This is a genomic window from Rhizobium sp. BK538 (assembly GCF_014197575.1).
Lineage (GTDB): Bacteria > Pseudomonadota > Alphaproteobacteria > Rhizobiales > Rhizobiaceae > Rhizobium.
This window is the reverse complement of the sequence record NZ_JACIFT010000005.1, coordinates 187,894-214,056: the sequence shown is the minus strand read 5'-3', so window position 1 is coordinate 214,056 and position 26,163 is coordinate 187,894. Positions and strand designations below refer to the sequence as shown.

The 26,163-nt window shown below is 60.3% G+C and carries 25 protein-coding genes; 16 read left to right on the top strand and 9 right to left on the bottom strand.

Going from position 1 to position 26,163, the window contains the following annotated elements; translation table 11 throughout:
* Positions 1 to 59: 59 nt before the first annotated feature.
* From FHX09_RS08225 to FHX09_RS08210, 4 genes are read left to right on the top strand one after another with little or no spacing between them, the layout of a single operon-like run.
* Positions 60 to 557 (top strand): MarR family transcriptional regulator, encoded by a 498-nt coding sequence (locus tag FHX09_RS08225; RefSeq protein WP_007790010.1) that lies wholly within the window; start codon positions 60 to 62, stop codon positions 555 to 557.
* Positions 558 to 1,259 (top strand): response regulator transcription factor, encoded by a 702-nt coding sequence (locus FHX09_RS08220; RefSeq protein WP_007790008.1) that lies wholly within the window; start codon positions 558 to 560, stop codon positions 1,257 to 1,259.
* A 28-nt stretch (positions 1,260 to 1,287) separates the two neighbouring features.
* Positions 1,288 to 2,667, top strand: a complete 1,380-nt coding sequence (locus tag FHX09_RS08215; protein ID WP_037082050.1) for an ATP-binding protein — start codon at positions 1,288 to 1,290, stop codon at positions 2,665 to 2,667.
* A gap of 7 nt (positions 2,668 to 2,674) precedes the next feature.
* Positions 2,675 to 3,256 (top strand): DUF1349 domain-containing protein, encoded by a 582-nt coding sequence (locus FHX09_RS08210; RefSeq protein ID WP_184449723.1) that lies wholly within the window; start codon positions 2,675 to 2,677, stop codon positions 3,254 to 3,256.
* On the opposite strand, the gene FHX09_RS08205 is transcribed toward FHX09_RS08210, so the two are convergent.
* The 4 genes from FHX09_RS08205 to FHX09_RS08190 form a co-directional block, all read right to left on the bottom strand.
* On the bottom strand, positions 3,257 to 3,598 hold the full coding sequence (locus FHX09_RS08205) for a tRNA-binding protein (protein WP_007790002.1): 342 nt from the start codon (positions 3,596 to 3,598) through the stop codon (positions 3,257 to 3,259).
* Between the two features lie 12 nt (positions 3,599 to 3,610).
* Positions 3,611 to 4,429, bottom strand: coding sequence for a pyrroline-5-carboxylate reductase (gene proC, locus FHX09_RS08200; protein WP_183719285.1), 819 nt, complete (start codon positions 4,427 to 4,429; stop codon positions 3,611 to 3,613).
* On the bottom strand, positions 4,430 to 4,930 hold the full coding sequence (locus FHX09_RS08195; protein WP_132588767.1) for a YbjN domain-containing protein: 501 nt from the start codon (positions 4,928 to 4,930) through the stop codon (positions 4,430 to 4,432).
* A gap of 392 nt (positions 4,931 to 5,322) precedes the next feature.
* Positions 5,323 to 5,583 (bottom strand): accessory factor UbiK family protein, encoded by a 261-nt coding sequence (locus FHX09_RS08190; RefSeq protein ID WP_007534115.1) that lies wholly within the window; start codon positions 5,581 to 5,583, stop codon positions 5,323 to 5,325.
* 276 nt (positions 5,584 to 5,859) lie between these two features.
* Here FHX09_RS08190 and lgt point away from each other — a divergent pair, with 276 nt between their 5' ends.
* The 7 genes from lgt to FHX09_RS08155 all read left to right on the top strand — a co-directional run bounded on the left by lgt (position 5,860) and on the right by FHX09_RS08155 (position 12,495).
* Positions 5,860 to 6,741: a prolipoprotein diacylglyceryl transferase gene (gene lgt / locus FHX09_RS08185; protein ID WP_183719283.1), complete on the top strand. Its 882-nt coding sequence runs from the start codon at positions 5,860 to 5,862 to the stop codon at positions 6,739 to 6,741.
* Between the two features lie 25 nt (positions 6,742 to 6,766).
* Entirely contained in the window at positions 6,767 to 7,867 is a 1,101-nt protein-coding gene (locus tag FHX09_RS08180) for a class I SAM-dependent methyltransferase (RefSeq protein ID WP_184449721.1), read from the top strand.
* A 96-nt stretch (positions 7,868 to 7,963) separates the two neighbouring features.
* Positions 7,964 to 8,758 (top strand): peptidoglycan editing factor PgeF, encoded by a 795-nt coding sequence (gene pgeF / locus FHX09_RS08175; RefSeq protein WP_132588769.1) that lies wholly within the window; start codon positions 7,964 to 7,966, stop codon positions 8,756 to 8,758.
* Between the two features lie 5 nt (positions 8,759 to 8,763).
* The gene (locus FHX09_RS08170) at positions 8,764 to 9,915 is read left to right on the top strand and encodes a Xaa-Pro peptidase family protein (protein ID WP_132588770.1); all 1,152 of its coding nucleotides are present in this window, start codon (positions 8,764 to 8,766) and stop codon (positions 9,913 to 9,915) included.
* A 165-nt stretch (positions 9,916 to 10,080) separates the two neighbouring features.
* Positions 10,081 to 10,911 carry a hypothetical protein gene (locus FHX09_RS08165; RefSeq protein WP_184449719.1) on the top strand — a complete coding sequence of 277 codons (831 nt, stop codon included), beginning with the start codon at positions 10,081 to 10,083 and terminating at the stop codon, positions 10,909 to 10,911.
* 107 nt (positions 10,912 to 11,018) lie between these two features.
* Positions 11,019 to 11,951: a ribose-phosphate pyrophosphokinase gene (locus tag FHX09_RS08160; protein WP_132588772.1), complete on the top strand. Its 933-nt coding sequence runs from the start codon at positions 11,019 to 11,021 to the stop codon at positions 11,949 to 11,951.
* Between the two features lie 100 nt (positions 11,952 to 12,051).
* Positions 12,052 to 12,495 (top strand): Kazal-type serine protease inhibitor domain-containing protein, encoded by a 444-nt coding sequence (locus FHX09_RS08155; protein ID WP_184449717.1) that lies wholly within the window; start codon positions 12,052 to 12,054, stop codon positions 12,493 to 12,495.
* Positions 12,496 to 12,598: 103 nt separating this feature from the next.
* On the opposite strand, the gene FHX09_RS08150 is transcribed toward FHX09_RS08155, so the two are convergent.
* The 4 genes from FHX09_RS08150 to FHX09_RS08135 form a co-directional block, all read right to left on the bottom strand.
* Positions 12,599 to 13,276 carry a peroxiredoxin-like family protein gene (locus FHX09_RS08150; RefSeq protein ID WP_007789978.1) on the bottom strand — a complete coding sequence of 226 codons (678 nt, stop codon included), beginning with the start codon at positions 13,274 to 13,276 and terminating at the stop codon, positions 12,599 to 12,601.
* Positions 13,277 to 13,363: 87 nt separating this feature from the next.
* Positions 13,364 to 16,618 (bottom strand): adenylate/guanylate cyclase domain-containing protein, encoded by a 3,255-nt coding sequence (locus FHX09_RS08145; RefSeq protein ID WP_184449715.1) that lies wholly within the window; start codon positions 16,616 to 16,618, stop codon positions 13,364 to 13,366.
* A 103-nt stretch (positions 16,619 to 16,721) separates the two neighbouring features.
* On the bottom strand, positions 16,722 to 18,176 hold the full coding sequence (locus FHX09_RS08140) for a hypothetical protein (RefSeq protein WP_184449713.1): 1,455 nt from the start codon (positions 18,174 to 18,176) through the stop codon (positions 16,722 to 16,724).
* Positions 18,177 to 18,259: 83 nt separating this feature from the next.
* Positions 18,260 to 20,338, bottom strand: a complete 2,079-nt coding sequence (locus tag FHX09_RS08135) for an EAL domain-containing protein (protein WP_132588776.1) — start codon at positions 20,336 to 20,338, stop codon at positions 18,260 to 18,262.
* 337 nt (positions 20,339 to 20,675) lie between these two features.
* Between FHX09_RS08135 and FHX09_RS08130 the strand changes: the two genes are divergently transcribed.
* The 5 genes from FHX09_RS08130 (at position 20,676) to FHX09_RS08110 (ending at position 25,832) form a co-directional block, all read left to right on the top strand.
* Positions 20,676 to 21,290: a 50S ribosomal protein L25/general stress protein Ctc gene (locus tag FHX09_RS08130; protein WP_007789967.1), complete on the top strand. Its 615-nt coding sequence runs from the start codon at positions 20,676 to 20,678 to the stop codon at positions 21,288 to 21,290.
* Positions 21,291 to 21,474: 184 nt separating this feature from the next.
* On the top strand, positions 21,475 to 23,835 hold the full coding sequence (locus tag FHX09_RS08125; protein ID WP_183719277.1) for an EAL domain-containing protein: 2,361 nt from the start codon (positions 21,475 to 21,477) through the stop codon (positions 23,833 to 23,835).
* Between the two features lie 18 nt (positions 23,836 to 23,853).
* Positions 23,854 to 24,573: a transporter substrate-binding domain-containing protein gene (locus FHX09_RS08120; RefSeq protein WP_132588779.1), complete on the top strand. Its 720-nt coding sequence runs from the start codon at positions 23,854 to 23,856 to the stop codon at positions 24,571 to 24,573.
* A gap of 90 nt (positions 24,574 to 24,663) precedes the next feature.
* On the top strand, positions 24,664 to 25,380 hold the full coding sequence (gene pth, locus FHX09_RS08115; RefSeq protein WP_183719275.1) for an aminoacyl-tRNA hydrolase: 717 nt from the start codon (positions 24,664 to 24,666) through the stop codon (positions 25,378 to 25,380).
* A gap of 2 nt (positions 25,381 to 25,382) precedes the next feature.
* Positions 25,383 to 25,832: a GNAT family N-acetyltransferase gene (locus tag FHX09_RS08110; RefSeq protein ID WP_183719273.1), complete on the top strand. Its 450-nt coding sequence runs from the start codon at positions 25,383 to 25,385 to the stop codon at positions 25,830 to 25,832.
* A 3-nt stretch (positions 25,833 to 25,835) separates the two neighbouring features.
* On the opposite strand, the gene clpS is transcribed toward FHX09_RS08110, so the two are convergent.
* A complete protein-coding gene (gene clpS, locus FHX09_RS08105) occupies positions 25,836 to 26,147 on the bottom strand; it encodes an ATP-dependent Clp protease adapter ClpS (RefSeq protein ID WP_132588782.1) in 312 nt (103 codons plus the stop codon).
* Positions 26,148 to 26,163 lie beyond the last annotated feature (16 nt).

Genomic DNA, 26,163 nt, shown 5'->3' with positions numbered 1-26,163 from the left:
GCTGACATATTTTTACGAAAGCTTGCCCCGAGGTGCGCAACAAGAAAGGAAATGCCAAATTGGCACGCCAGACGAGCCCGAAGGCGGGCAAGCCCGAACCGCTGAAAATGCCGATGGAAGACACGGAAACCATCGATTTCGAGATCATCGAGCTTCTGTTCTTTTCCTATCGTGACTTCGTTTCCGATCCTGACGCCATTCTTGCGGAGATCGGTTTCGGCCGGGCGCACCACCGCGTCGTTCATTTCGTTAACCGCAACCCCGGCATGACGGTTGCCGATCTGCTGGATACATTGAAGATTACCAAGCAGAGTCTCGCAAGAGTGCTCAAACAACTCATCGATTCGGGGTATATTCGTCAGATTGCGGGGCCTGAAGACAGGCGGCAGCGCAAGCTCTATCCTACCAAGATGGGGCGCGAGCTGGCCCTTGCTCTGGCAGAGCCGCAATCGCGCCGTATTGAGAGAGCATTCGACGGGGCTTCTCCGGAGGTACGGGAGGGCATAAAGGCCTTCCTGAGGGGTATGCGTAACAGACAAAACGCGAAAGCAGACTGAATGGCGACAAAGACAGTGATTTCGGACGACGCTGCGCACTTGCTTGTTGTGGATGACGACACGCGTATCCGCGCTCTGCTCAACCGCTATTTGACCGAGAACGGGTTCAGGGTGACGGTGGCCGCAGACGGTGCTGAGGCGCAACGCAAGCTCGCCGGACTGGATTTCGACCTCATCATCATGGACGTCATGATGCCGGGCGATTCCGGGATCGACGTGACCAGGGGCCTGCGCACGATCAAGAACGTGCCGATTATCATGCTAACGGCACTGGCGGAATCGGGCAGCCGCATCGCCGGACTGGAGGCGGGCGCCGACGATTATCTGGCCAAGCCCTTTGATCCGCGCGAACTGGTGCTGCGCGTCAACAACATCCTGCGCCGCAATGTCTCGAACGATGCGCCGAAGATCGAACAGGTGATGTTCGGACCATATACCTTCTCGCTGACGCGCAAGGAGCTGAAGAAGGCCTCCGAAGTCGTCCGGTTGACGGATCGCGAGCAGGAAATCATGCTGCTGTTTGCCAAGCGCGCCGGCGACACGATTCCGCGGCATGAGCTTATCGGCAACGATGTCGATGTCGGCGAGCGCACCATCGATGTGCAGATCAATCGCCTGCGACGCAAGATCGAGGACGATCCCGCAAATCCGGTCTGGCTGCAGACGGTTCGTGGTATAGGATACCGATTGAGCATCGATTGACAGTCGCAACCCCGGGACCAGCGACCAAATGGTGACATTCGACTCTCTTCGGCGCGAAGACCGTTCGCCCACCCGCGGATGGCGGTGGATGATCCGCAGATTACGGCTCTATCTGCCGACCGGCCTCTACGTCCGCTCGCTTCTCATCATCATCATCCCGATGTTGCTGCTCCAGTCCGTTGTCGCGGCCTTGTTCATGGAACGCCACTGGCAGATGGTGACGCAGCGCCTCTCTGCTGCGGTCACACGCGACATCGCCGCGGTCATCCAGATCATCGAGACCTACCCGCAGGATACGGATTACAGCGAGGTCACTCACATAGCACGCGACCAGCTGGGCCTGCAGATCTCGATCGAGCCGGACGGCGATCTTCCGCCGCCACGAACCAAGCCCTTTTTCTCAATCCTTGATGGCATCCTGAGCGACGAGATCAGCGACCAGGTCAAACGCCCGTTCTGGATCGACACATTGGGCGATTCCAATCTCGTCGAGATCCGCATCAAGCTCGAAGACAAGATCCTTCGCGTGCTGGCAAGACGCAGCTCGACCTACGCCTCCAACACCCACATCTTCATCGTCTGGATGGTCGGCGCTTCGCTGGTGCTGATCGGCATATCGATCCTCTTCCTGCGGGGACAGATCCGACCGATCCTCGCGCTCGCAAACGCAGCAGAAAGCTTCGGCAAGGGTCAGAAGGCTGACAACTTCCACCCGCGCGGTGCAGACGAGGTTCGCCGCGCGGGCCTTGCCTTCATTCTGATGCGCGAGCGCATCGAGCGGCAGATGGAGCAGCGCACCGCGATGCTGACCGGAGTGAGCCACGATCTGCGCACGATCCTGACCCGCTTCAAGCTGCAATTGGCGCTGGCCGGCGACAATCCCGACCTGCACGGCCTGAACGACGACATCAACGACATGCAGTCGATGCTCGAGGCCTACATGGCTTTTGCACGAAGCGAAGTCGAAGAAGACGTCGGCGAAGTGAAGCTCAGCGACCTCTTTGCAAAGCTTGAGACCGATTTCGAACTTCACGAGGGCAAGACACTCAAATACTCCATAGAGGGCGAGGACGGTATTGCGGTGCGTCCAAACGCCTTCACGCGCCTTGTGACGAACCTCGCCTCGAATGCTCGCCGCTACGCCAGCACCCTCGACGTCAACGCCAAACACAGCGCCAAGTGGCTGACGATCACCTTTGACGACGATGGTCCGGGTATTCCCGAGAAAAACCGCGAGGATGTCTTCAAGCCATTCTTCCGGCTCGATGAAGCGCGCAATCTCGATGCCTCGGGCACCGGCCTCGGCCTTGCCATTGCCCGCGACATCGCCCGAAGCCACGGCGGCAACGTCACGCTCGGCGACAGCCCTCTGGGCGGTCTGCGGGCGACCGTGCGCCTACCCGCGTGAAAAACAGATGACGATCGATACGGCGCCAATGACATGGCTGAACCCGCCGCCTCGCTCCGAAGAGCGCAACGGCGACCTGCATGTCTGGTCCGGACCGAAGACGGACTTCTGGCAAGGAACCTACTACGGCTTTCACCGCGACGACGCGCATTTCCTGCATCAGCCGCGGCAGGGCGACTTCACGGCCGACGTATCCTTCTCCGCACGCTATGAGGAGCTCTACGACCAGGCCGGCATGATGGTTCGGGCCGACGCGACGCATTGGATGAAATGCGGGATCGAATATACCGATGGAGCAATGCACTTGAGCGTCGTCGTCACCAACCGCAACTCCGACTGGTCAGCCTTTCGGCTCGACCAGGCATTCGACCGCATGGGCGTGCGCGTAACGCGAACTGGCGATGCTCTGTTCGTTCAATACAGAACAGACCGCATGGAGGACTGGCGCATGGCGCGGCTTGCTTGGTTTGATCCGGCATTTGTGGAGGTTGCCGTCGGTCCGGCATTCTGCTCGCCCCAACGCGCCGGTTTTGAAGCCGTATTCCATGCTTTCTCGCTGAGCGACCCACTGTCGCGCGAGATCCACTGATCACATCAGCTTCTTGCCGTTCGGCACTGGCTTATCGGTTGCCGCAAGAACGATGGCGCCGGCTTCGTCCTCGAAGCCGAGCGTCAGGACTTCTGAGCGGACCGGGCCGATCTGCCGCGGCGGAAAGTTGACCACACCGAGAACCTGCCGACCGATCAGGCTCTCGGGCGTATAGTGAACGGTGATCTGGGCCGATGATTTCTTGAGGCCGATTTCCGCCCCGAAGTCGATCAACAGCTTGAAGGCCGGCTTCCGTGCTTCCGGGAACGGGCTCACTTCGACAATCGTACCGACGCGGATGTCGACACGTTCGAAGTCGGCATAGGTGATTTCGTCAGCCATGTTCGGATGTCCTCAGCCGGCAAGCTCTTCGGCGCGCTTGCGTGCTGCGGCAAGGGCCTTGTCGAAAAGCGGCTGCATCGCATCCTCGGCCATGAGAACGGACAACGCAGCCGCCGTCGTGCCGCCCGGCGAGGTCACGTTCTGGCGCAGGCGTGAGGCGTCGTCGGGGGACTGGTGCAAAAGCTCACCAGCCCCCGCGACAGTTTCCCGTGCAAGGCGCATGGCAAGGTCCGCCTGCAAGCCAAGTTTACGGCCTGCCTCTGCCATACACTCGACGAGATAGAACACATAGGCCGGTCCGCTTCCCGACAGCGCCGTGACAGCATCAATATCGGCTTCGGTTGGAACCCACTCGACGGGACCGGATACTTGCAAGAGAGAATGGACGTGCTCGCGCTGCGCAGCCGTGACGCGCGTATTGGCGAAGGCGCCCGTGACGCCGCGACCGACCATGGCCGGCGTATTCGGCATGGCGCGCACCATCGCAGCCGCGCCGAGATGCCCCTCAAGGAACGAGAGCGTCTTGCCGGCTGCGACGGAAACGACCACCGTCTCGGGCCCGATCGTGCCCTTCACCGGCGGCAGCACGGCTTCCATCACCTGCGGCTTGACCGCGAGGAACAGGACACCTGCCGTCAATCCGGCCGGAGCGGAGGTAACGTGGGTCACGCCGGCATCGTTGATGGTCTTCATCATCTGGTCAGACGGACCGGGATCGACAACCACGATGCAGGAACCGGCCACGCCGCTCTTCAGCCAGCCGGAGAGCATTGCGCCCCCCATGTTGCCGGCACCGATGAGAACGACAGGACCTGAAGATGCGGATGACATTTACGCCTCGCCGACCGTTTCGAAGAGAACCGCTTCCATCGCGCGGTTCGCCTCCATGCCGGACCAGATCACGAATTGGAAGGCCTGATAATACGCCTCGCAGGTGTCGAGCGCACTAGCAAGCAGAACCTCGACCTGCCGATTGGTCGGCTCGGCACCACCGGCGAGCAGCAGCGATTGGCGGAAGATGATGACGTCTTCCTGGCGCCAAAGATCGAAGTGTCCCATCAGTACCTGACCGTTGATCGCGGCCAGAAGCTTGGTGACTTCGTTGACACGCTGTTCGGGAACCTTGACGTCGAAGGCGCAGCCCAGGTGCAGCGCCTCGAACTCTTCCATCCAGGAAAAGGAAACGTGGTAGTCGGTCCACTTCCCTTCAACCGTCATCGCAATCTCGTCATCGCCCGACCGCTCGAAAGACCAGTCGTTATTGGCGGCGACGTACTCGATCATATCGACCGGGTTCGACTGACGCTCGACTTCCAATTCCATGAGGCTCATGCAGCACCTTCTTGACCGGAGTGAATGCGAACCAACTTCGTCAACGAGACACAAGGAGAACACACGCAACAGCCGGAACCACCAACCCTGATGACCGTTGAACCGCTACCAGACTTAACGCAGTCAAACCTGCCTGGAGCTTACCAACCGCTTCGAATCATCATTTAAAATCAGTGTATAACGGGCTAGGCGACACGCCAGCCCCTCACAGCCGTTTTAGGGAACGGCACTGTGGAAAGCTTTTCGGTTTTAGATTCAGAAGGAGGGTTTAACTGACTCTGCCCATTGATCTTTTTGGCAGTGTCCACAGGTGGATAACGGCACCTGGTTTTTAGGTCGCAGCCGCGGCGTGTCTCATAAAGGCCACACCACGGCCTGTGTCACAACGGGAATTACTTGCCTTTGGCGGCAAGCTTTTCTTCAAGCGCCGCGATGCGGGCAAGCAGGGCGTCGTTTTCATCGCGTGCCTTGATCGCCATTTCGCGTACGACCTCGAATTCCTCGCGCTTGACGATATCGAGCGTATTGAGCCATCGCTCCGCCTGCGCATTGAAGGCTGTCTCGATTTCCTTGCGTACACCCTGGGCCGCGCCGGCGGCATCCGTCATCAGCTTGGCGAACTCGTCCATGATGCGGTTTGCTCCAGTCGTCATGGCGGTTTTCTCCCTTTGCAACATACCACTTAGGGCCTCTTTAGCCCCTCAAGAATGAGGTAGGGCTTCGCCACCAAGGATGCAAGCGCTTTGCTCTGGATAAGCCTGCTCGTAGGCTTCCGATCGCCAACAATCGACTTGACCGCTCTTGATCCCAGCGCCATCTTCCGCCCACATCGAGCTTGGCGCGCCTTCAGAAAAAGGACGCCTTGAACTGAAGCGCGTTGACGTCCGACCGGTCACTCCATAGGGCTCACGCCAGCGAATGGGAAAACCTTGCCGACAGTAGCCAATCTCATGGCGATCATGCCCTTCCCCGAGATCGACCCGATCGCCTTTTCGCTCGGTCCACTCTCAATTCACTGGTACGGACTTGCTTATGTCGCCGGCATCATGCTCGGCTGGTATTATGCGCGTCAGATCGCCGGTAACAACAAGCTGTGGGGGGGCGATGTTTCACCGATCACCAAGGTGCAACTCGACGATTTCATCATCTGGGTCGCGCTCGGCATCGTTGTCGGCGGCCGCATCGGCTACATCCTCTTTTATGATCTTCCGTCGGTGATCGAGAGCCCAATCCGGGCCATCCAGATATGGAACGGCGGGATGTCGTTCCATGGCGGACTGACGGGCACTGTCATCGCGATGATCATCTTCGCACGTCGCAACGGCATACCGATCTGGAGCCTGTTCGATGTCGTCTCGGCAGTCGTCCCGATCGGCCTGTTTTGCGGCCGCATCGCGAACTTCATCAATGGCGAACTGTGGGGCCGCTTGACGGACGCGCCTTGGGGCATGGTTTTCTGCAACCAATACATCGAGAAGACCAACGGCTATTGCCCCGGCGGCGACTTTGTTCGCCACCCCAGCCAGCTTTATGAGGCAGGCCTGGAGGGCGTCGTGCTGCTCCTGGTTCTCGCCCTTCTGATCTACAGCTTCCGCGCTCTGAAGGTTCCCGGTTTCGTCACCGGCGTCTTTGCCTGCGGCTATGCGCTCTCTCGCATCTTCGTTGAATTCTTCCGCGAACCGGATGCCCAGCTGGGCTACCTGCTGGGTACCGATTGGCTCACCATGGGCATGGTGCTTTCCACGCCGATGGTTCTGCTGGGAATCTGGGCCATGCTTCGAGCCCGCCGTCAGGCTGCTCTGCAGCACTGACCGCGGCTGGACAGGAGGGGGATCCATGAGCACCGCGCTCGGTGAGAAGATCAAGGCTATCATTCAGGCGAACGGCCCGATCAGCGTCACGGACTTTTTCTCGCTGTGCCTCGCCGATCCGGAACACGGCTACTACAGGACGCGCGAGCCGTTCGGGCGCTCGGGAGATTTCGTGACGGCGCCCGAGGTCAGCCAGCTCTTTGGCGAGATGATCGGCGTCTTCGTCGTACACGCCTGGCAGCGGCACGGAACACCCGCAGGCGTACGCCTCGTCGAGATCGGCCCCGGCCGCGGCACCATGATGTCGGATATGCTGCGTGTCATTTCCCGTATCGCGCCGCCCCTCTTTGAGGACATGACGGTGCACCTCGTCGAAACCAGCGCACGCTTGCGCGACATCCAGCAGGAGACGCTGGCGGCCTATGGCGACAAGGTCAGCTGGCATCAGGGTTTCGATGAAGTGCCGCCGGGATTTTCGCTCGTCGCGGCAAATGAGTTGTTCGATGCCATTCCGATCCGTCAGTTCGTGAAGACGCCGGCGGGCTTTCGTGAACGTATGGTCGGCGTCGACGCAGCGGGCGAACTGACGTTCGGTGCCGGCGTGGCAGGGGTCGATCCAAGCCTTCTCCCCTGGCCGGAAGAGGACGTGCTCCCGGGAACGGTGTTTGAAGTCTCGCCGGCACGCCAGTCAGTGATGCTCGCGATCTGCGATCGGCTGAAGGAATGTGGCGGCACGGCTGTCGCCATCGACTACGGGCATCTCGTGAGCGGCTACGGCGATACGCTACAGGCGGTGCGCATGCATGAGTATGACCCGCCGCTGGCGCATCCGGGCGAAGCGGACCTGACGAGCCACGTCGATTTCCAGGCGCTGGCACAGGCCGCGACTTCAGCCGGCGTCTACGTCAACGGCATGCTTCGCCAAGGCGATTTTCTTGTCGGCCTCGGCATTCTCGACCGCGCCGCCGCTCTTGGCCGGGATCGCGAAGCACATACGCGGCAAATTATCCAAACGGCAGTCGATCGGCTGGCCGGCGAAGGTGAAGGGCGCATGGGCGAACTCTTCAAGGTCTTGGCGGTCTCGCACCCGGCCCTGGATTTGATGCCCTTCCGTTCAGTGGATTGACAGCCCGAGCGCTGCTGGGCCAACATCCGCGGCAATCGACAAGGCTTTGCCATGCGAAATGGCGCGTAAGCAATTCAAGCAATCTTGGAAGTTTTAATGACACAAGCAGCATCTCCGGCACCGATCCAAAGCGCGCTGCTGAAAGAGGCAACCGGTGACGCGATTCTCCACGGCTATTTCACCCGGCAAGGCGGCGTTTCAAACGGCATCTATCGCGGCCTGAACGTTGGCCTCGGCTCGAACGACGAGCGCGAGAAGGTTCAGGAAAACCGTCGCCGCGTGGCAAGCTGGTTTGAGTTGCCCGTCGAGCGTCTTGCTACCGTGCACCAGGTCCACTCCCCTGATGTGGTGATCGTCGACAAAGACTATGATGGCTCCCGTCCTGCAGCGGATGCGATGGTAACGGCAACCCCCGGAATAGCGCTTGGTGTGCTGGCAGCCGATTGCGGACCAATCCTGTTCGCCGACCCGGAGATTGGTGTGATCGGCGCCGCGCATGCCGGTTGGAAAGGCGCCCTTACCGGTGTGCTGGAAAACACGATCGACGCCATGGTCCGACTTGGCGCGAAGCGGGAGGCAATCGTTACCTGTCTCGGGCCATCGATCAGCCAGGCGAGCTACGAGGTCGGCCCGGAATTCGTGGAGCGCTTTGTCACACAGGATCCATCCTACGAGCGTTATTTCGTGGTTTCTGAAAAGCCCGGGCACGCGATGTTCGACCTGCAGGCGCTGACAGTCGATCGGCTTCGCGCCGCGGGTGTGCGGGCGGAAAGCCTGGGCCTTTGCACTTATCCCGACGCCGAGCGTTTCTTCTCTTATCGCCGGACCACACATAATAAGGAGCCGGATTACGGCCGGCAGATTTCTGCAATCGCAATCAGGGAGACTTGAGCGGCATGGCCTTGCACTTCGACAGACCCGAATTCGCCGTCCGACTTGCGCGTCTGACCGATAAGATGCGGGAAGAAAAGCTGGATGCCCTGCTGCTTTTCGCGCAGGAAAGCATGTACTGGCTGACCGGCTACGACACCTTCGGCTACTGCTTCTTCCAGACCCTTGTCGTCAAGGCCGACGGGACGATGGCGCTGATCACGCGCTCCGCCGACCTGCGCCAGGCCAAGCACACTTCTATCCTGGAAAATGTCCAGATCTGGGTCGACCGCGTGAATGCCGACCCGACCGTCGATCTCAAGAACCTGCTGGTCGAGATGGACCTGCTCGGTGCCAGGATCGGCGTCGAATACGATACGCATGGCATGACCGGCCGCGTTGCCCGGATGCTCGATGCGCAGTTGACGTCGTTCGGACAGATTGTCGACGCTTCCTATCTCGTCAGCCGCCTGAGGCTGATTAAGAGCCCGGCCGAAGTCGCATATGTCGAACGTGCTGCTGTTTTGGCCGACGATGCACTCGATGCGGCACTCGCGCTGACCAAGCCCGGTACGGACGAAGCGGACATTCTGGCCGCGATGCAGGGCGCCGTCTTTGCCGGTGGCGGCGACTACCCCGCGAACGAATTCATCATTGGCTCCGCCGAGGACGCCCTGCTCTGCCGCTACAAGGCCGGTCGCCGCAAACTCGATCCGAACGATCAGTTGACACTCGAATGGGCCGGCGCCTACGCGCACTACCATGCGGCAATGATGCGGACCATCGTCATCGGTGAACCGACCTATCGCCACCGTGAACTCTACAATGCCTGCTTCGAGACGATCCAGGCGATCGAAACGGTGTTGAAGCCGGGCCACACCTTCGGGGACGTGTTCGATATGCATGCGAAAATCATGGATGAGCGCGGCCTTTCCCGCCACCGTCTCAATGCCTGCGGCTACTCGCTGGGCGCCCGTTTCTCGCCGTCCTGGATGGAGCATCAGATGTTCCATGTCGGCAATCAGCAGCCGATCGAGCCGAACATGTCGCTCTTCGTGCACATGATCATCATGGACTCCGACACGGGAACGGCAATGACCCTCGGACAGACCTACCTGACGACTGACGATGCGCCGCGCGCGCTTTCCCGTCACTCTCTGGACTTCATCAGCGTCTAGAGCGGGATCCCAAAAGTGTAAGCGGCTTTCGGCTGAAATCCCGTTTATCCACTAGAGGCCGATCAGGACGCAAACCATTGCGGGCAAGAATCCGGAATTGACACATGCCGGCGCCGGCCTTCATAAAGTGCACGGGGTGCGGCACTGGGAAGGATGTAACGAAGGATGAAGCGAGTTGCGACTGCGCCAATGCTCCTTGCCTGCTTTGTCCTATCCGCCTGCAACACGACCGACGCCCTAGTCCCCCTGGTCGACATCGGCGACTCCTCCGCAAGCATGCGTTCATCGCCGGTAACGCAGGGCGACGTGGAACGCATGGCAGGATCGCCGCCACGCCAGCAGGCTTTTGCCTCCGAACAGCGATCGAACGGATATCACCCTGCCTACAGCCAGACGGGCTATCGGCAGGGTTCCGGCGCACCGCCGACCACGATGGAAGCCCAGGCTATGGCGCTCGAAGGCGACACGCGCTCGTCCGCCGCCTCCGCTGCGATAAAAGCCGAGGCGCTGCCTGAGCCGGTGTCCAACGCCCAGGCCGAAGAAGAAGACATGGTGGAAACGCCCCCGCGTGAGCCGCCACGGCAGCAGACCCAGACTGCCATGCTGAATGCCAGCTTGCCTTCGACACGCGCCACGACCGTCCGCTTCCTGCCGATCATCGGCGCACCGGTTCAAGCCGTCACGCCGCTTTCGCGTCAACTCGGAGCCGAGGCGCGCTCGCACGGGTTTTCGATCAAAAGCTCGAACGACAGCTCCAGCGCCTACATTCTGAAAGGATATCTCTCCGCCTTTTCCGACAGCGGCAAGGTGACCGTGGTCTACGTCTGGGACATTCTCGATGGCGGGGGTGCACGCCTGCACCGTATCCAGGGACAGGAAAGCGTGCCCTCGCAAGCGCAGGATCCCTGGGCCGGCGTTCCCGCCTCGGTCATGCAGCAAATCGCCTCGAAAACCATCACCGAATTCTCAACGTGGCGCGACGCTCGTGGCGGTTAAGCCACAAGCTTTTTTTGAAATATGAGCCGAGATGACGCGTTAGCCCTTGCATTCAGGAGCAAGCTGACTAAAAAGCGCGGCTATCAGCAGGTAATAGGCGGACCAAGATGAAGGTTTTCGCAGGCAATTCGAACCGGCATCTCGCCGAAGCGATCTGCAACTATCTCAATGTGCCCTTGGGCAAAGCCAGCGTCAGAAGATTTGCCGACCAGGAGATCTTCGTCGAAGTCCAGGAAAACGTCCGCGGCGAGGACGTGTTCGTCGTTCAGTCGACGTCTTTCCCGACGAACGATCATCTCATGGAACTGCTTATCATGATCGATGCGATGCGCCGCTCGTCCGCGCGCCGTATCACCGCCGTCCTTCCCTATTTCGGCTATGCCCGTCAGGATCGCCGCGCCTCGGGGCGTACGCCGATCTCGGCCAAGCTCGTGGCGAACCTCATTACGGAAGCCGGCGCCGATCGTGTGCTGACTCTCGATTTGCATGCGGGCCAGATTCAGGGCTTCTTCGATATTCCGACGGACAACCTCTACGCTATCCCGGTCCTGACCCGCGATATCAAGGCGAAACACGACATCAGCAACGTCATGGTCGTTTCGCCGGACGTCGGCGGCGTCGTTCGTGCCCGCGCGCTCGCCAAACGCCTCGACTGTCTGCTGGCGATCGTGGACAAGCGCCGCGACCGCCCGGGTGAATCCGAAGTCATGAACATCATCGGCGAAGTTGAAGGCAAGGACTGCCTGCTGATCGACGACATCGTCGATTCCGGCGGCACGCTCTGCAATGCCGCCGATGCGCTTCTTGCCCAGGGCGCTGCAAGCGTCACCGCCTATATCACCCACGGCGTTCTTTCCGGCGGCGCGGTTACCCGCATCACCTCTTCGAAGCTGCGCGAACTTGTCATCACTGACTCCATCCAGCCGACGACCGCTGTCCAGTCGGCCCACAACATCCGCGTCGTGAGCACGGCAAGCCTGATCGGCGAAGCCATCAACCGAACCAGCCAGGAAGAGTCGGTCTCCAGCCTATTCGACTGAACCGCTACAAAATTCTGAACGACCGCTGAGGTTTGAACTTCTCCGAAAATGCAACTTGCGCTAGGATTTAGAAAGAAATCCAGCTGTGAGGGGAAGAATAATGACGCTCGCCGGATTCCTGTCGCTGCGACAGCTCGCTCTGCTTGCACTCATCCCGCTTCTTTGCGCCTGCACGGTCGACGTCGGGCCCAGTTATTCGCGTCCGCGTCTACCGCCTCCTCTTCGCCCGGCCGGGCCGCAGATGTGCACCATGGAATATGCTCCGGTCTGCGGCCAGCGTGGAGCGCGTGTCCAGACATTCTCCAACGCGTGCCAGGCCCGCGCCGCCAACTTCACGGTCATCAGCCGCGGCCAGTGCCGCCGACAGCCCGGCATAACAATCCGCCCGCAGCCTCCCGCACCGCCGCGACCCGGTGGCATCTGCACCCGCGAATACCGGCCGGTCTGCGGCCAGCGTGGACCGCAGATGCGGACCTTCCCGAACGCCTGCGAAGCTGGCAATGGCGGTTTCCGCATCATAAGCCAGGGGACGTGCCGGCGGTGAAGCAGCAACCCTGACGGGCGGCTTTTGTGTGCGCGGGAGCCGAAGCGCATCTCACGAGATGGACTAAGGCGTGACAAGCGGACCTGAAAGCTCGCGGCGCGCGTTAAGCGGCAAAGTTCGATGCTGCCGACATGACTTCTTCGGGCGCCGGTACGCCGAACATATGACGCCCCTCGTCGGCGACCTCCGTGAAACACCATCTGATGACGCCATCACGGTCGAGCAGGAATTCGCCGACCAATTGGCCCTCGCCCGTTGCGATCATGCGCTTGTCATCGTCGGTGAATTCGTAGCCATCGGCATTGTCGAGGTATTCGACAGCCGCCATCGGAGCCATCGGCTCAGGCAGATCGGGCATGTTGACGCGCATCGAGGTGAGCGTGTCGAGGCTGACCTTGTAAGGCCATACTGTCTCCGATTGTGTGAATTCGAGATTCGGAAGCCCGAAGGCACGATGCGATATTCGATCAGGATCGGACGCCGCCACCAGATTGGGCAAGGGGTGATAACGGAAATAGAGGCGCGCCCGATCGATGGGGGTGTTGACGATCGTCAGGCTCTCGACGCCCTTTTGCTGGAGATCGCCGGCAAGGCTCGCCATCGAGGCGATTTGCCGCCGGCAGAACGGACAGTGGAGCCCGCGAAACAGACCGATCAGCACGGGCTTCTGCCCGCGGAAGTCATCGATCGAAATTTTGCCCTGACGCGTGATCGCATCGAGAACGACGTTTGGCGCGCGGTCTCCGGGCTGCAGCGGTCTTTCGCTTTGACTTTCGGGCATGACACCCTCCCTCGCTTGCGCATCGGCCGAAGGCCGAGCAGAAGAACAAAATTGCGAAAACTCAGCACTTTACCTGCCGGCATTGAATCAATCCAGGAAGGGCAGTACGACCAGTGCGTCGGGATCCAGCCCATGCCTGACGCAAACATCCTGGGCGAGTGAAAAGTATCGCTCGGCCTCGGCCATGTCGTCCTTTTCAAGGTTCAACGTCGCAAGCCCATCATAGCATGGAAACAGGAGCTGCGGTTCGCCGATTTCGCGCGCGAGCTGAAGCGCTTCCTCATAATAGTTCCAGGCGAGATCCGGTTTGCCGTGACATTGATGGATCTGTCCGAGCACGATGAGCGGCACCGCCAGATGATCGCGTTGGTCCAGCGCCCGGTCGATCTCGATCGCCCTCTCCGCCGCCGGAACTCCCTCCTTGGCGCAGTTGTCCGTGAAGGTGCAGCAAGCGACAGCGAGATTGGCAAAGAGACGAGCCTGAAAGCCGAGATCGGAAATCCGCGTGGCGACCTCCAGGCCTTGGCGGCACACATCGATGGCGCGCGCCGGATCGACGATCGTGTAGAGCACTCCCAGATTGGAATAGGCGCGGCACGCAGCGCTCAACAAGCCGGCCGCCTCGGCGACCTCCAGGCTTCGCTCGACCTCGCGCACGGCCTCGCGGTGCCGCCCCAGCCGCGCCAATGCCACACCCTTGGTATTGAGCGCCTCCGCGCGCACCTGCGCGGATTCCGAGGCAGCCGAACCTGCCCCATCGATCGCCGCTGTGTCGAGGCAGGATAGCGCATCATCGGCCCAGCGTGCTGCCGCGCTTTGATCGCCCATTCGGAAAGCAAGATGCCCCCGCTCCTGAAGAAGATGGGCAAGCTCAATCGGCGCATTGCTCTCGCCGAGCAGCGAAGCTGCCTGGGCATAGTCGGCATCGGCAAGATCGCTTCTGCCGGCGGCGAGATTGAGACGGCCAAGCTTTCGCAGGATCCGTGCCGCACCAGGCCGATCCCCAGCCTTCCTTAAGGTCGCCAGTACGCGCCCGTAGTGTTCACGTGCTATGTCCCGCTCTCCCGCCGGGCCGCATAGATCGGCGAACCGCTCAGAAAGGGCAAGCAATTGCGAACTGGCCTGCGGATCTTCCGAAATCGCCCCGAGCGCTTCGCGGTAGAGACGCATCGCATCGTCATTGGCGTAAATCTTGCGGGCCAGATCGCCCGCCGCCATGAGATATTGCACACCCTCGCTCGTCTCGCCCGCCCGGCAGTAGTGACGGCCGAGCTGTGCAATGTCCTCAAGCCGATCTGGTGTCCCATGATGGATCCGCTTGATCGCAGCGCCGATGCGCGCGTGCAACTGCTTGCGACGCTGTAGCAAGAGATTGCTATAGATGGCATCGTGCAATAGCTGTTGTGGAAAGCGATAGGACGTTGCCTTGGTCGCAGCAGCGCCGGGCGTCTCCTCCACGATCTCAGCCTGGCAGAGATAGTCCAACCCATGCTCAACGCGCGCTGTATCGGATGCGACGGCGCGAAGTAGCGCGAGATCGAAGCGCGGACCGATGACAGCGGCTTCCTGCGCCAAGCGCTTGATTTCGGGCGGCAGACGGTCAACGCGCGCAAGCAGCATCGCCTGCAGGCTCATCGGTATCTCGGTTCCCATTTCAGCGCTGGCGACACTCCAACATCCGTCCTCAAAGTGCAGCACGCCCGTCTCGATCAAGGCCCGGACGATCTCCTCGATGAACAGCGGATTGCCGCCCGCTCTCGCGAGAATTCGTGAGCGCGTTTTTGCAGGCACCGAACTGTCTATGCCGAATAGCTGGGCCAGCAGTGCCTCGCCGTCCCCAACAGAGAGCGGCGCGAGCCGCATGAGCGTACGGTTGATCCGGCTCGACTCCAGGCCCTTGCCTTCAGCAACCGACCGCCCTGTCGTCAGCATCATCAGGCGCGTTCGCTCCAGCCTGTCCAGCACGAAGCGAAGCGCCTCGATGGAAGCAGCATCCGCCCAGTGAAGATCCTCGACGACAAGCAACAGCGGACTGAGCGCCAGGCGCCGCTCGAAGAGCGTGCGCGTTGCGTAAAAGATCTGCCGCCGTAGCTGCTCCGGCTCGACATGGCGCAGCGCTCCATCGGGATCTCCCAGGCCAAGGACGTAAGATAAGAGCGGTGTCAGACCGGCGACCTCGCTCTCGCTAAAGCCGAGGTCGATCAATCCTGATGCCAGCAGTTCCGCAGTCCGGGCTGCCGTTTCCCGCTCGGCTATCCCGTAAGCGCTGCGCAGTACGGATGCGAGCGTGCCGTAGGACTGCTCGCCGAGTGGCGAACAGACGGCGCGGCGCACAACAACGTGACGAAATCGCTCTCCCTCAGCCACGGTCGCGAGGAACTCCTTGACCAGCCTTGACTTGCCGATACCGGCCTCGCCGATGAGCTGGACAAGCTGCGCATTTCCGCCACAGGCAGAATCCAAACAATCGGACATCCGCGACAGTTCCGCATCACGCCCGATGAGTTCGGCGTGTAGTCCCAGGCTCTCTAGTCCGCGCGCTGCATGGGGCGTCTCCATCTGCCCGATGAGACGATGCACCTGCACATTGCCCGCCTTCCCGCGAAGCGCCAGAGAGCCGAGATTTTCGAAGGCAAACGCATGCCGCGTCAGGCGCCAGGTCACCGGCCCGACCAGAATCTCGCCCGGGCCTGCCATGGTTTGCAGTCGTTGAGCGGTGTTCACCGTGTCGCCGGTCACCGAATAGGAACGCGCTGCCGCCGCCCCAAAGCCGCCGCTGACCACCGGTCCGGTGTTGATGCCGACATGCAGCTGCAGCGGGTCACCACCAGCCAGATTCAGCCATTTGGCGCCAAGACGGTCAGCGCCTGCAATCATGTCGAGCGCTGCGCAAAGCGCACGATCGGGATCATCCTCGTGCGCCGAAGGCGCACCGAACAGAGCAAGCAGCGCGTCGCCGACGAACTTGTCGACAAAGCCACCGTAAGCTTCCACCGCGTGCGTCAATTCTTCGAACAGCTCGTTTTGCAGCGAGCGCATCAGTTCGGGGTCGGTTCTCTCGCTAAGAGCAGTGAAGCCACAAAGATCAGCAAACAAAACGGTCAGCGGCCGTCGGTCGGCGACATCGTCGAGTGACGACACAGGCGTGAGGGGCCGCGGCACCTCTGCTGGAGCCGTGGGGCTCTCAGGCCGACCAACGGCCGTTCCGCACTTCGGGCAAAAGGCAAAACCGGGCTGGCAGGCCTCACCGCAGGCGACGCATACTACAGGTTGTCTTGCGCCGCACTTGGGGCAGAACGCAAAACTGCTTTCGATCGCAAAACCACAGGCGGCACAATTCATCGGCCTGCCTCTCGGACGCGTACCGCCCCTCACCTGGAGCCGACGCTAGAAGACAGCATGAACCTGCCTGGGGTGACCCGCAAGAGCCATCCGTGCCTAGAGCTCAGTCCGCGCCCTTGACGACCTGGCCGTTGATCGTGACGGATCCGTTTCGCGCAACACTGATATCCCAGCGCTGGCGTCCATCGGGATCCGTCTTTGCAAAACCCTTGGCCATCATCAAGCCAAACGAAACCTGATTGAGATCGGCATTGGTCTTTGCAAGCTCCTGAACGGCGGCGATCGTCTTGTCGAGGTCACGGGCCAGAACCGTCGCGTCCATGGAATAGTCTTTGGACGAGTCGATCCGTCCCCGAATTTTTCCGGAAATCTCGGCATCGTAAACACTTGAGACCGCGCTGATCTTCGGGAAATCCATCACCAGCTCGCCGCCCTTGAAGAGCCGCTCGGCCGCCTTCTTGCCGCTGTCCTGCGATACGGCGCCGCCGGTGAAATCAACTTTGAGAAACTCGTCGCCGAAGGCCGCGAAATCCATGTCGGAAATGGCGAACTGCAGCTGCAATTCCTGTGGCACGAAAGCCGAATAGGCCGCAGGAACGATGGGGCTCGCAAAGCTGATCTGCTCCGCAGTCACACCGACGCCGAAACGAGTGGCATCGGCTGGACCGTCGAGCGTGACCTCGTAGCCGACGTTCTTCGCACCACCGTTCCCTGCAGCGCTCGAGACCGTTAGATTATTAAGGCCAATCGTTTCGTTGAAGCTCGTGAGCAACGGGAACGCATCGCGAAGCATCGCCTTCAACTTGTCGCTGTCCGCAGTGGCAAGCTTCTTTTCATCAGCGTGGTCGATCGCGAACATGATGATGTCGCGAACCTTGTTCGCAGGCAGGCCGTTCACCGCCGCGGCAAAATCAAATGCGTCGGCGCGAATTTCGACCGGAGGCACCTCACGGCTGCTGATCGTCTCGATGAATCCGGTGGCGGAGCCGCTGGTGGCAAAGTTCGTCGTACCAGCTGCGGCGCCCTCCGACGACGTCACCTTGTACTTCATGCCGTCAAAGCTGGCACGGACCTCCTCGGCTTCGGCCTTCGACGAAAAGTTGACCGCCTTCGTGGAGAAGTCACCCGAGCGGAAATAGCTGATCGCCGGGTCGAAAATGCCGCTGAACGCGAAGCTATCGATGGCGTAGGTAAAATCCGTTCTCGGCTGTCCCGGCGCCTTGAAGTTGCCGGAAACATTGAGGGAATTGTTCCCTTCGACGCTCCACAGGCCGGCATCCTGCGGTGTCGCGAACATCGACCAGGGCGCCAAGCCGGTGATCGAAAATCCGCTCGAATCGATCTTCTTCAGGAGCTTCGCAAAATCATAGATGATCTCGTAGCGTGTCCCTGCCGGATTCACGGTCACGAAGCCGTCTTTCGCCACGCTCCTCGGCAGCAGCTTCGTCAGGCTTTCTTCGACCTGTTTCGCCCCTGCCTGGTTGATGTCGGCGGCGTAGGCTCCGGATGCCAGAGCGATCGCGATCGTGCTCGTTGCCGCAATGAGATTGAGCCGCATACCTGAATTCCTCCGCCGCTTGCGTTTTGCCAGCATGTGAGGTTTCCGGGCGGCGGATGTCAAGCTGTGTTGCAGCGCCGCGGTCAGGCCGCGGCGTCGGTCTTAGCGGCGTGCGCCGGACCATCTGCTGCGACTGTATTGTCGGCATTGACGAAGGCCTCGATGTCGGGACGCGGCATCGGCTTTCCGAAAAGGAAGCCCTGCACCTGCAGGCAACCTTCGCGGCGAAGGAAATCGACATGCTCCTCTCGTTCCACGCCCTCGGCGAGAACCGGAATATCAAGGCTCTGCGCTAGAATAAGCGTCGAGCGGACAATCGCAGCTGACTGTTTGTTGGTGACGACGCCATCGACGAAGGCACGATCGATCTTGATCTTGTCGAACGGGAAACTCTGCAACGTCGACAGCGAGGAGTAACCGGTGCCGTAGTCGTCCATTGCCACCTTGACGCCAAGCGCCTTGAGCCGCCGGATCGCATTCAGCGCATGCCCATGGTCGGCAATGATGCCGGATTCCGTAATCTCGAGCTCGAGCCGCGCTGCCACCAGCCCCGTTTCCATCAGGACCTGATGCACGATCTGCGGCAGACGGCTATCGGCGAGCTGCTGGGCCGCCACGTTGACCGCTATATTCAACGGGTTCTTCCAGCTGGCCGCTTCGACGCAAGCACTGCGCAGCACCCATTCGCCGAGTTCCATGATGAACCCCGTCTTCTCGGCGATCGGGATGAATTCCGCCGGCGAGATATAGCCGCGCGTCGGATGCTTCCAGCGCAGCAGCGCTTCGAAACCCAGCACCTCGCGCGTCACGGTATCGTTCTGTTGTTGATAAAACAGTTCGAATTCACCCTTCTTCAGTCCTTCGCGCATCTCGATCGCCAGCGCACTTCGTTCCCGCGCTGCCTCGTCCATCGAGGGATCGTAGAAGCAGATGCTGCTTCCCACCGTCGTCTTGGCGCGGTACATGGCGACATCGGCCTGCGAAAGCAGGTCATCGACGGTGCGCGCCCTGTCCGGGAAACTGGAAATGCCGATGCTGGATCCGACGCTGAGCGATTGGCCGTTCCACTCCACAGGTCGCTCGATCTCGTCGAGCAGGTGTTGTGCTATGCTCCTGGCCTCCGAACGGCCAGCGTGATCGCGCATCACGACCACGAATTCATCACCGCCGACGCGGGCTGCAAACTGTCCCTTCTGCATGACCTTCGCCAGCCGCTCGCCGATCGCCCGGAGCACGGCGTCGCCAGCCGCATGACCGTGGACGTCGTTGATTTCCTTGAACCGATCAAGGTCGAAGCAGAGGACCGCGACGTTCCAGCCGATTTCATGGGTGTTTTTGGTCGAGGTCGCCAGATGTTCGTTCAGCGCCGAGCGGTTTGCGAGGTTCGTCAGCGGATCGTGAAGCGACAGATGGCGGTAGCGGGCCACGGCCGCTTCCGTCGACTGCATGTCGATGATGTAGGTGGACGCGCCGAGAAGCAGGATGATGATCATGACTGCGCCAACTAGGCTGGTCATCACGCCGACGGAGAGAATCTCGCGGGGAACGGACGCGGTCGCGTCGGGGACGATCGTCATGCCTGCCATGCCGAGGAAATGCGTCGAAACGATTGCAAGGATCAGCGGCAGGGCGGCGCCGAGCGGGCTGAAACGTGTCGTCGGGCGAGCAACCCGGCTCGTCACGAAGGCGCCGAACCCGGCCGCTGCAATCAGCGAGCAGATGACATAGACGCTGCTCCACTGGATATCCCCGGCCACCCTGTAGCCGGCGATGCCGACATAGTGCATGGCTGCCACGCCAAGTCCAACGATGGCGCCGCCGGCCTCGACAAGCGCGTCCCGGCTTCGCATCGAGGCCACGGTAAAGCCGATCATCGTGGAGGCGATGCCGATGAAAAGCGACAGCAGCGTCAAATCGGGCTCATAACCGCTGAGCGCCGGCGCGCGAAACCCAAGCATGGCAATGAAATGGGTCGTCCAAATCGTCGCACCGCCTACGAAGCCCGACAGGAAAAGCCAATTGAATCTCTGCAGTCCTTGCGTGCGCCGAACCCGCGAAAAAAGCCGCACCGTCAGCAAGGACCCAAGCAGGCAGATAACGGTTGCGAAGATCAGATGCGGCCAGCTGTGTTCGGCAACAATGCAGGTAAGGAGACGAGGCATCGAAGGGACCAGGTTACGTTTTGGCCTTCATAGCCGCCGTGACATTCTGTATTCCTTAATCTCGCGCGAAATCCGGCTATATGGTTAAGCTTTCGCAATCCGCTTCAACTTCTGGAATCGCCCGAACGACACCACTCGCCAGCAGCTTGTCCGAAATCGTTGCTGCTGTCCCTGGCAAGGCACCAGCTTGCCTTTCCGTCGCATCTATACTATAGCGCACGCGTCCGCGCAGACACCCTTGGAGGCAACGCGGATGAGGATGGGGTAACCCGCCTCCAGTTCCGCGGCAAGCATTGGCCTCCGCGGGGCTCTCCAAATAACCTCGGAAGGAAAAGTCATGAGCCACGAAAGCTACGAGCTCAAGGCCGAGGCGCGCGAACGGGTTGGTAAGGGGTCCGCCCGTGAACTTCGCCGCAACGGTTTGATTCCCGCTGTCATCTATGGTGACAAGCAGGCCCCCATTTCTATCGCTCTGAGCACCAATGAGGTGACGAAGCGCATTCACGCAGGTGGCTTCATGACCACCATCGCGACCATCGAAGTCGACGGCAAGAAGTACAAGGTTCTGCCGAAGGACTATCAGCTCGATCCGGTCCGCGACTTCACGATGCACGTGGACTTCCTGCGCGTTTCCGGCAACACCCAGGTTACCGTTGAAATCCCGGTTCACTTCGTCAACGAAGAAAAGTCCCAGGGGCTCAAGGCTGGCGGCGTTTTGAACATCGTTCGTCACGAAATCGAAGTGCAGTGCCCGGCCGATGCGATCCCGGAATTCTTCAACGTTGACCTGAGCGGCAAGAAGATCGGCGACAGCATCCACATCTCCGACCTCACCCTGCCGAAGGGTGTAGCGCCGGTTATCGCCGACCGCGACTTCACGATCGCAACGATCATCGCCCCGGCTGGCGGCGTTGACGAAACGGTCGAAGAAGAAGGCGAAGCCGAAGCCTGATCGCTTCCATAATTTGTAAAGCATAAGGCCCGCTTTCTCGCGAAAGCGGGCCTTTTCATTTGCACGCGAGGAGCCTGTTTCAGCAACATTTAATACATTTCATGGAAGCATGCCGGTAGGTTTTTAAAGACCGACGGGCGTAGAAAACCGTGAGCGCAAAGTGCGGCTGGGGGCAAACGGAACAATGAACAATTCCGTTGAAAATCGTTTTTTAGCAATCATTTGCGGGGCTTTGCTCCTGTTCGTTGCTCCACTGTTCGTCCTTTTCCTCGTTCTTTCGTCCGAGCGCGCAGACCAGGAAATACGCGACCATATCTCGGTTCTTCTTGTCGCCAATTCTCAGGCGCTCGCAAAGCCGCTCTGGGACCTCGATGATGACAGCGTAACCCAGATCAGCGCGACGATCGTTTCGCAGGGCGCCATCGTCAAGGTTCAGGTCCGGGATCAATCCGGTCAGCTCGACGTGACGCAGTCGACAATACCGAAATCGTTCAACGGCAATCTCGTCCAGGTATCGCGCGCGATCATATACAACACCATCGACGGCCCGAAGAATTTAGGCAGCATCTCCGTCTTCTATCCGGCGCTTGGCTTGTTCTCCGGCCTCAAGCACGAAGAGGTCGTCTTCATGTCGATCTTCATCTTCGCGGTGCTTGCGGTCTTCAGCGCGGCACTGATCGGCAATCGCATCTTCATTATCCGGCCGCTGATGCGCCTTACGGCAGCCGTCGAGGCGACCCGCCAGCTCGGCTCGCGGCATCACGTCAACTGGCAGTCAAACGACGAGATGGGCCGCCTGGCACGCGGCTTCAACGAAATGCAATCGAAGCTCGAAAGCGAGGAACGCGAACTGAAGCTCGCGCATCGCCGCGCTGTCGACATCTACGACCTGACGCCGGCCATGCTGTTCTCGCTCGATGAGGATGATCGCATAACGGCTGTTAGCGACTACTGGCTCGTCGCGACCGGCTACGACCGGCTGCGCGTGATCGGCTGCAGGTTCGCAGACCTTGTGACATCAGATACGCGCGAAGCCTTCCTGAAGCGCAAGAACGACCTCGACGGCGGCGCCGCAGTCGACGTGACGGTAAAGTTCATATGCGCCGACCGCCGCCTCATGGATGTTCTCATCCTGGAATCGACGGCAGCCACGACGGGGTATGACCGACTTTCGCTATCGGTGATGACCGATGTCACAGAGCTGAAAGCATCCGAGGCGCGCAACCACCAGCAAGCGATCCGGGATCATCTGACCGGCCTGCTGAACCGTCAGGGATTCGAGTCGGTGCTCGACGCCAAGATCCGTGAAGCGGATGCGGTCGGCCAGGAACTTGCCTGCCTGTTCGTCGATCTCGATCGCTTCAAGTGGATCAACGACAATCTCGGCCACGCCGAGGGCGACAAGGCGCTCCGCGCGTTTGTTGACCGGTTGAAGACGCATCTGGCGCCATCGGATCAGGCGGCCCGCCTCGGTGGTGACGAATTCGCGATCCTTCTGCCGGCAAAGGATGCGGCCCGCAGGGCAAGCGCGATGGCTGAGCAGATCGCCTCCATCTTCATCGAGCCGTTCGGCCCGGACCTGCATCTGAGTGCCAGCGTTGGCATCGCCATTTACCCACGCCATGCCGCCAACGCCGCCGAGCTGCTGCAGAAATCCGACATGGCCATGTATGCCAAGAAGCGTGATGGCAAGAACGGCGCGCAGCTCTTCGACGCCAGCATGGTGGACCACACAAGGGCACGCGCCGAAATCGAAAGCTGCATCGAAGCCGGCCTCGCCGATGATTGGTTCGACGCCTACCTGCAGCCGATCGTCAACCTGAACGGACGCGGCGTTGCCGGCTTCGAGGCCCTCATGCGCCTCAACCATCCGCAAAAGGGTCTGATGGCACCGACAAAAATCATCAATGTCGCGGAGGAAACCGCAAAGATCGTGCGCGTCGGCAACGTCATCATGGAAAAGGCGATCGCCCATCTTGCGGTCATCTCCCGCCTCCCCGGCATGCAGGACAGCTATCTCGCCATCAACTTCTCGCCACTGCAATTCGAAGCCGCTTTGCCCGCGCGGCTTGCCGCATTGCTCGGCCGCCACGGCATCCGCCCTCAGCGCATCGTCGTGGAAATCACAGAGGCGGTGCTGATGCACAACAATCCACAAATCCGCACTGTTGTCGCCGAGATGCGCCGCTTCGGCTGCCGGATTGCCCTCGACGACTTCGGCACGGGCTATTCGTCGCTGAGCTATCTCAACCGCTTCCCGGTCGACATCATCAAGATCGACCAGTCCTTCACGCAGTCGATCAACGACGCCAACGACGACGTTCGCGAGAAAAGCCGCACGCTGGTGGAAAGCATCACCACGCTCTCTCACAAGATGGGCTGCATCGTCATTGCCGAGGGCATCGAGACCGAGGACGAATGCCAGACCTTGCACGAAATGGGCCTCGACTTCGGCCAGGGATACCTGTTCCATCGCCCGCAGCAAGCCGCGGCTCTGATCGAGCGTCTGTCTGCGACTGAGCAGCTTATTGCGCGGGCGTCTTGAACACAGAAAGGCAACACGATGAAAAAGCTGCTGCTTGTCACTCTTTTGAGCATCTCCGCCTCCACAAAAGCCATTGCAGCCGGCGTTATACTCGCCACCGAGGAATACCCTCCCTTCAGCTATCGTGATGGAAAGACAATCAAGGGCGCCTCGGTCGAGCAAGTCGAAAAGGTGATGAAAGACGCCGGTATCGACTACAAGATCGCGATGATGCCTTGGGCCAGGGCCTATAATCTCGCCCAGACCACGCCTATGAGCTGCGTCTTTACGACCGCTCACAGCGCCAAGCGCGACCCTATGTTCACGTGGGTCGAGCCCTTGCTGGTCGATCGCAACATCCTCATCACCAGGTCCGGGTCAGGCGTGACAGCCAAGAACCTTGAGGAAGCGAGGCAATATACCATTGGAACACAGCGCGAAGATTATACAGAGGCGACGCTGAAGGAGAACGGTTTCACCAAGCTCGACGTCGCCACCGACTTCAACGCCACACTGCGCAAGCTGCTCAATGGTCGCATCGACATGATGCCGATCTCCGAGATCTACTTCACCAAACTCAAGACGGAGCAGCCTTTGGAGAAGGTCACGGTGCTCTCCACCCAGCCGATGGGGATAGCCTGCGAAAAGAACTTCCCTAGCGACCTGCTGGCCAGGATGCAGGAAGCCTTGGACAATCTGATTGCCGATGGCACGCAGAAAACCATCTTCACCAGGTATGGCCTTAGCTCCGAAAACTGATTTTTCTGCGGTTATGGCCTCTGCGCCTTGACTTTGACGCCGTTTCGCGGTGGTGAACGCATAAGGCACATTGCAAGGAACGAACGAGCCATGCTGATCATCGCGGGCCTCGGCAATCCCGGCGGCAAGTACGTCGGAAACCGCCACAATATCGGCTTCATGGCCGTCGACGCGATCTATCGCCGCCATAATTTTCCGCCTTGGTCGAAGAAGTTTAAGGCTGAGATCGCCGAGGGCGAGATCGCGGGCGAGAAGGTGCTGCTTATCAAGCCGCAGACCTACATGAACGTTTCAGGTGAAGCCGTCGGCGAAGCCATGCGCTTTTATAAACTGCAGCCCGCCGACCTCGTCGCGATCTATGACGAACTCGACCTGCCGTCCGGCAAAGCGCGCCTCAAGACGGGCGGTGGTCATGGAGGCCATAACGGCATCAAGTCGCTGGACGCGCATTGCGGCAAGGACTATCGCCGGCTGCGGCTTGGCATCGGACACCCCGGCGTCAAAGAGCTCGTGCAGCATCACGTCCTCGGCGACTTCGCCAAGGCCGATCAGGCGTGGCTTGAGCCACTGCTTGACGCCCTCGCCGACAACGCTGACATGCTTGTCCGCAAGGAAGACTCTCAGCTGATGAACAAGCTGGCGCTGGCGATTGGCGCAAAGGCCGACGAGGAAAAGCCGAAGCTGGAGAAGAAGCCAGCGGCCAAGTCCCATATCCACCAGGCCCGCAATCACAATCAGCCAAAGCTGCCTGCAACTGGGCCAATGGCCGAAATGCTGAAGAAGATGTTCGGCAACAAGGGCGATTGAGCATGTCTGCCGGCGAACTCGTCATGCGCGCTGCCGAGATTGGTGATCTGCCGCGCCTGCTTGCCCTCTACCATGAGCTCAACCCAACTGATCCAGTCATGGACCGCGCACATGCCGAAGAACGGTTTCAAGCGATCCTCGCACAGCCCGGCATGACGATTTTCGTCGGCGTTGCGGGTCAGGCTGCCGCGGCGTCGGTAACGCTGGTCATCGTCCCTAATCTGACCCGGAATGGCGCGTCTTATGCTCTGATCGAGAACGTTGTCACTGCTGCTCGCTTCAGGCAACGCGGCTACGGACGAGCGTTGATCCAGTGCGCCATCGAAGCCGCCTTTAAGGCCGGCTGCTACAAGGTGATGCTCCTGACCGGCTCGAAGGATCCGGCAACGCTACGTTTCTACGAGAATTGCGGCTTCACGCAGGACAAGACCGGCTACCAGATCCGGCGCTGACGACTATTCCTCCGGCTCCGCCGTCAACATCAGAGGAAAGCCGGCGTCCTTGGCATAGTCCATCGCCTCCTTGACCTTGGTCTCGGCGATATCCTTCGCGCAGACCACAACGACGCTCGATCCGAGCTTGTGCGCGGTCATCATGACGCGGTAGCCAGTCTCCTCGCTCATACGGAAAACAGCCTTGAGGATCATCACCACGAATTCACGCGGCGTGTAGTCGTCATTGAAGAGAATGACCTTATAGAGCTTCGGCCGATCCAGCTTCGGTTTCGACTTTGTCTTCGGTTTAAGGGCAATATCGTTGTCACTCATCGGAAACCCACCCGTT

Bases quoted from the DNA above. Each gene is read 5' to 3' on its own strand.
- FHX09_RS08145 (WP_184449715.1), bottom strand. From the start codon at position 16,618: ATGAATTGTGCCGCCTGTGGTTTTGCGATCGAAAGCAGTTTTGCGTTC.
- FHX09_RS08155 (WP_184449717.1), top strand. From the start codon at position 12,052: ATGACGCTCGCCGGATTCCTGTCGCTGCGACAGCTCGCTCTGCTTGCA.
- FHX09_RS08210 (WP_184449723.1), top strand. From the start codon at position 2,675: ATGACGATCGATACGGCGCCAATGACATGGCTGAACCCGCCGCCTCGC.
- FHX09_RS08125 (WP_183719277.1), top strand. From the start codon at position 21,475: ATGAACAATTCCGTTGAAAATCGTTTTTTAGCAATCATTTGCGGGGCT.
- FHX09_RS08140 (WP_184449713.1), bottom strand. From the start codon at position 18,176: ATGCGGCTCAATCTCATTGCGGCAACGAGCACGATCGCGATCGCTCTG.
- pth (WP_183719275.1), top strand. From the start codon at position 24,664: ATGCTGATCATCGCGGGCCTCGGCAATCCCGGCGGCAAGTACGTCGGA.
- proC (WP_183719285.1), bottom strand. From the start codon at position 4,429: ATGTCATCCGCATCTTCAGGTCCTGTCGTTCTCATCGGTGCCGGCAAC.
- FHX09_RS08160 (WP_132588772.1), top strand. From the start codon at position 11,019: ATGAAGGTTTTCGCAGGCAATTCGAACCGGCATCTCGCCGAAGCGATC.
- FHX09_RS08110 (WP_183719273.1), top strand. From the start codon at position 25,383: ATGTCTGCCGGCGAACTCGTCATGCGCGCTGCCGAGATTGGTGATCTG.
- clpS (WP_132588782.1), bottom strand. From the start codon at position 26,147: ATGAGTGACAACGATATTGCCCTTAAACCGAAGACAAAGTCGAAACCG.
- FHX09_RS08170 (WP_132588770.1), top strand. From the start codon at position 8,764: ATGGCCTTGCACTTCGACAGACCCGAATTCGCCGTCCGACTTGCGCGT.
- FHX09_RS08205 (WP_007790002.1), bottom strand. From the start codon at position 3,598: ATGGCTGACGAAATCACCTATGCCGACTTCGAACGTGTCGACATCCGC.
- FHX09_RS08150 (WP_007789978.1), bottom strand. From the start codon at position 13,276: ATGCCCGAAAGTCAAAGCGAAAGACCGCTGCAGCCCGGAGACCGCGCG.
- FHX09_RS08190 (WP_007534115.1), bottom strand. From the start codon at position 5,583: ATGACGACTGGAGCAAACCGCATCATGGACGAGTTCGCCAAGCTGATG.
- FHX09_RS08120 (WP_132588779.1), top strand. From the start codon at position 23,854: ATGAAAAAGCTGCTGCTTGTCACTCTTTTGAGCATCTCCGCCTCCACA.
- FHX09_RS08135 (WP_132588776.1), bottom strand. From the start codon at position 20,338: ATGCCTCGTCTCCTTACCTGCATTGTTGCCGAACACAGCTGGCCGCAT.
- FHX09_RS08130 (WP_007789967.1), top strand. From the start codon at position 20,676: ATGAGCCACGAAAGCTACGAGCTCAAGGCCGAGGCGCGCGAACGGGTT.
- FHX09_RS08215 (WP_037082050.1), top strand. From the start codon at position 1,288: ATGGTGACATTCGACTCTCTTCGGCGCGAAGACCGTTCGCCCACCCGC.
- pgeF (WP_132588769.1), top strand. From the start codon at position 7,964: ATGACACAAGCAGCATCTCCGGCACCGATCCAAAGCGCGCTGCTGAAA.
- FHX09_RS08165 (WP_184449719.1), top strand. From the start codon at position 10,081: ATGAAGCGAGTTGCGACTGCGCCAATGCTCCTTGCCTGCTTTGTCCTA.
- FHX09_RS08220 (WP_007790008.1), top strand. From the start codon at position 558: ATGGCGACAAAGACAGTGATTTCGGACGACGCTGCGCACTTGCTTGTT.
- FHX09_RS08195 (WP_132588767.1), bottom strand. From the start codon at position 4,930: ATGAGCCTCATGGAATTGGAAGTCGAGCGTCAGTCGAACCCGGTCGAT.
- FHX09_RS08180 (WP_184449721.1), top strand. From the start codon at position 6,767: ATGAGCACCGCGCTCGGTGAGAAGATCAAGGCTATCATTCAGGCGAAC.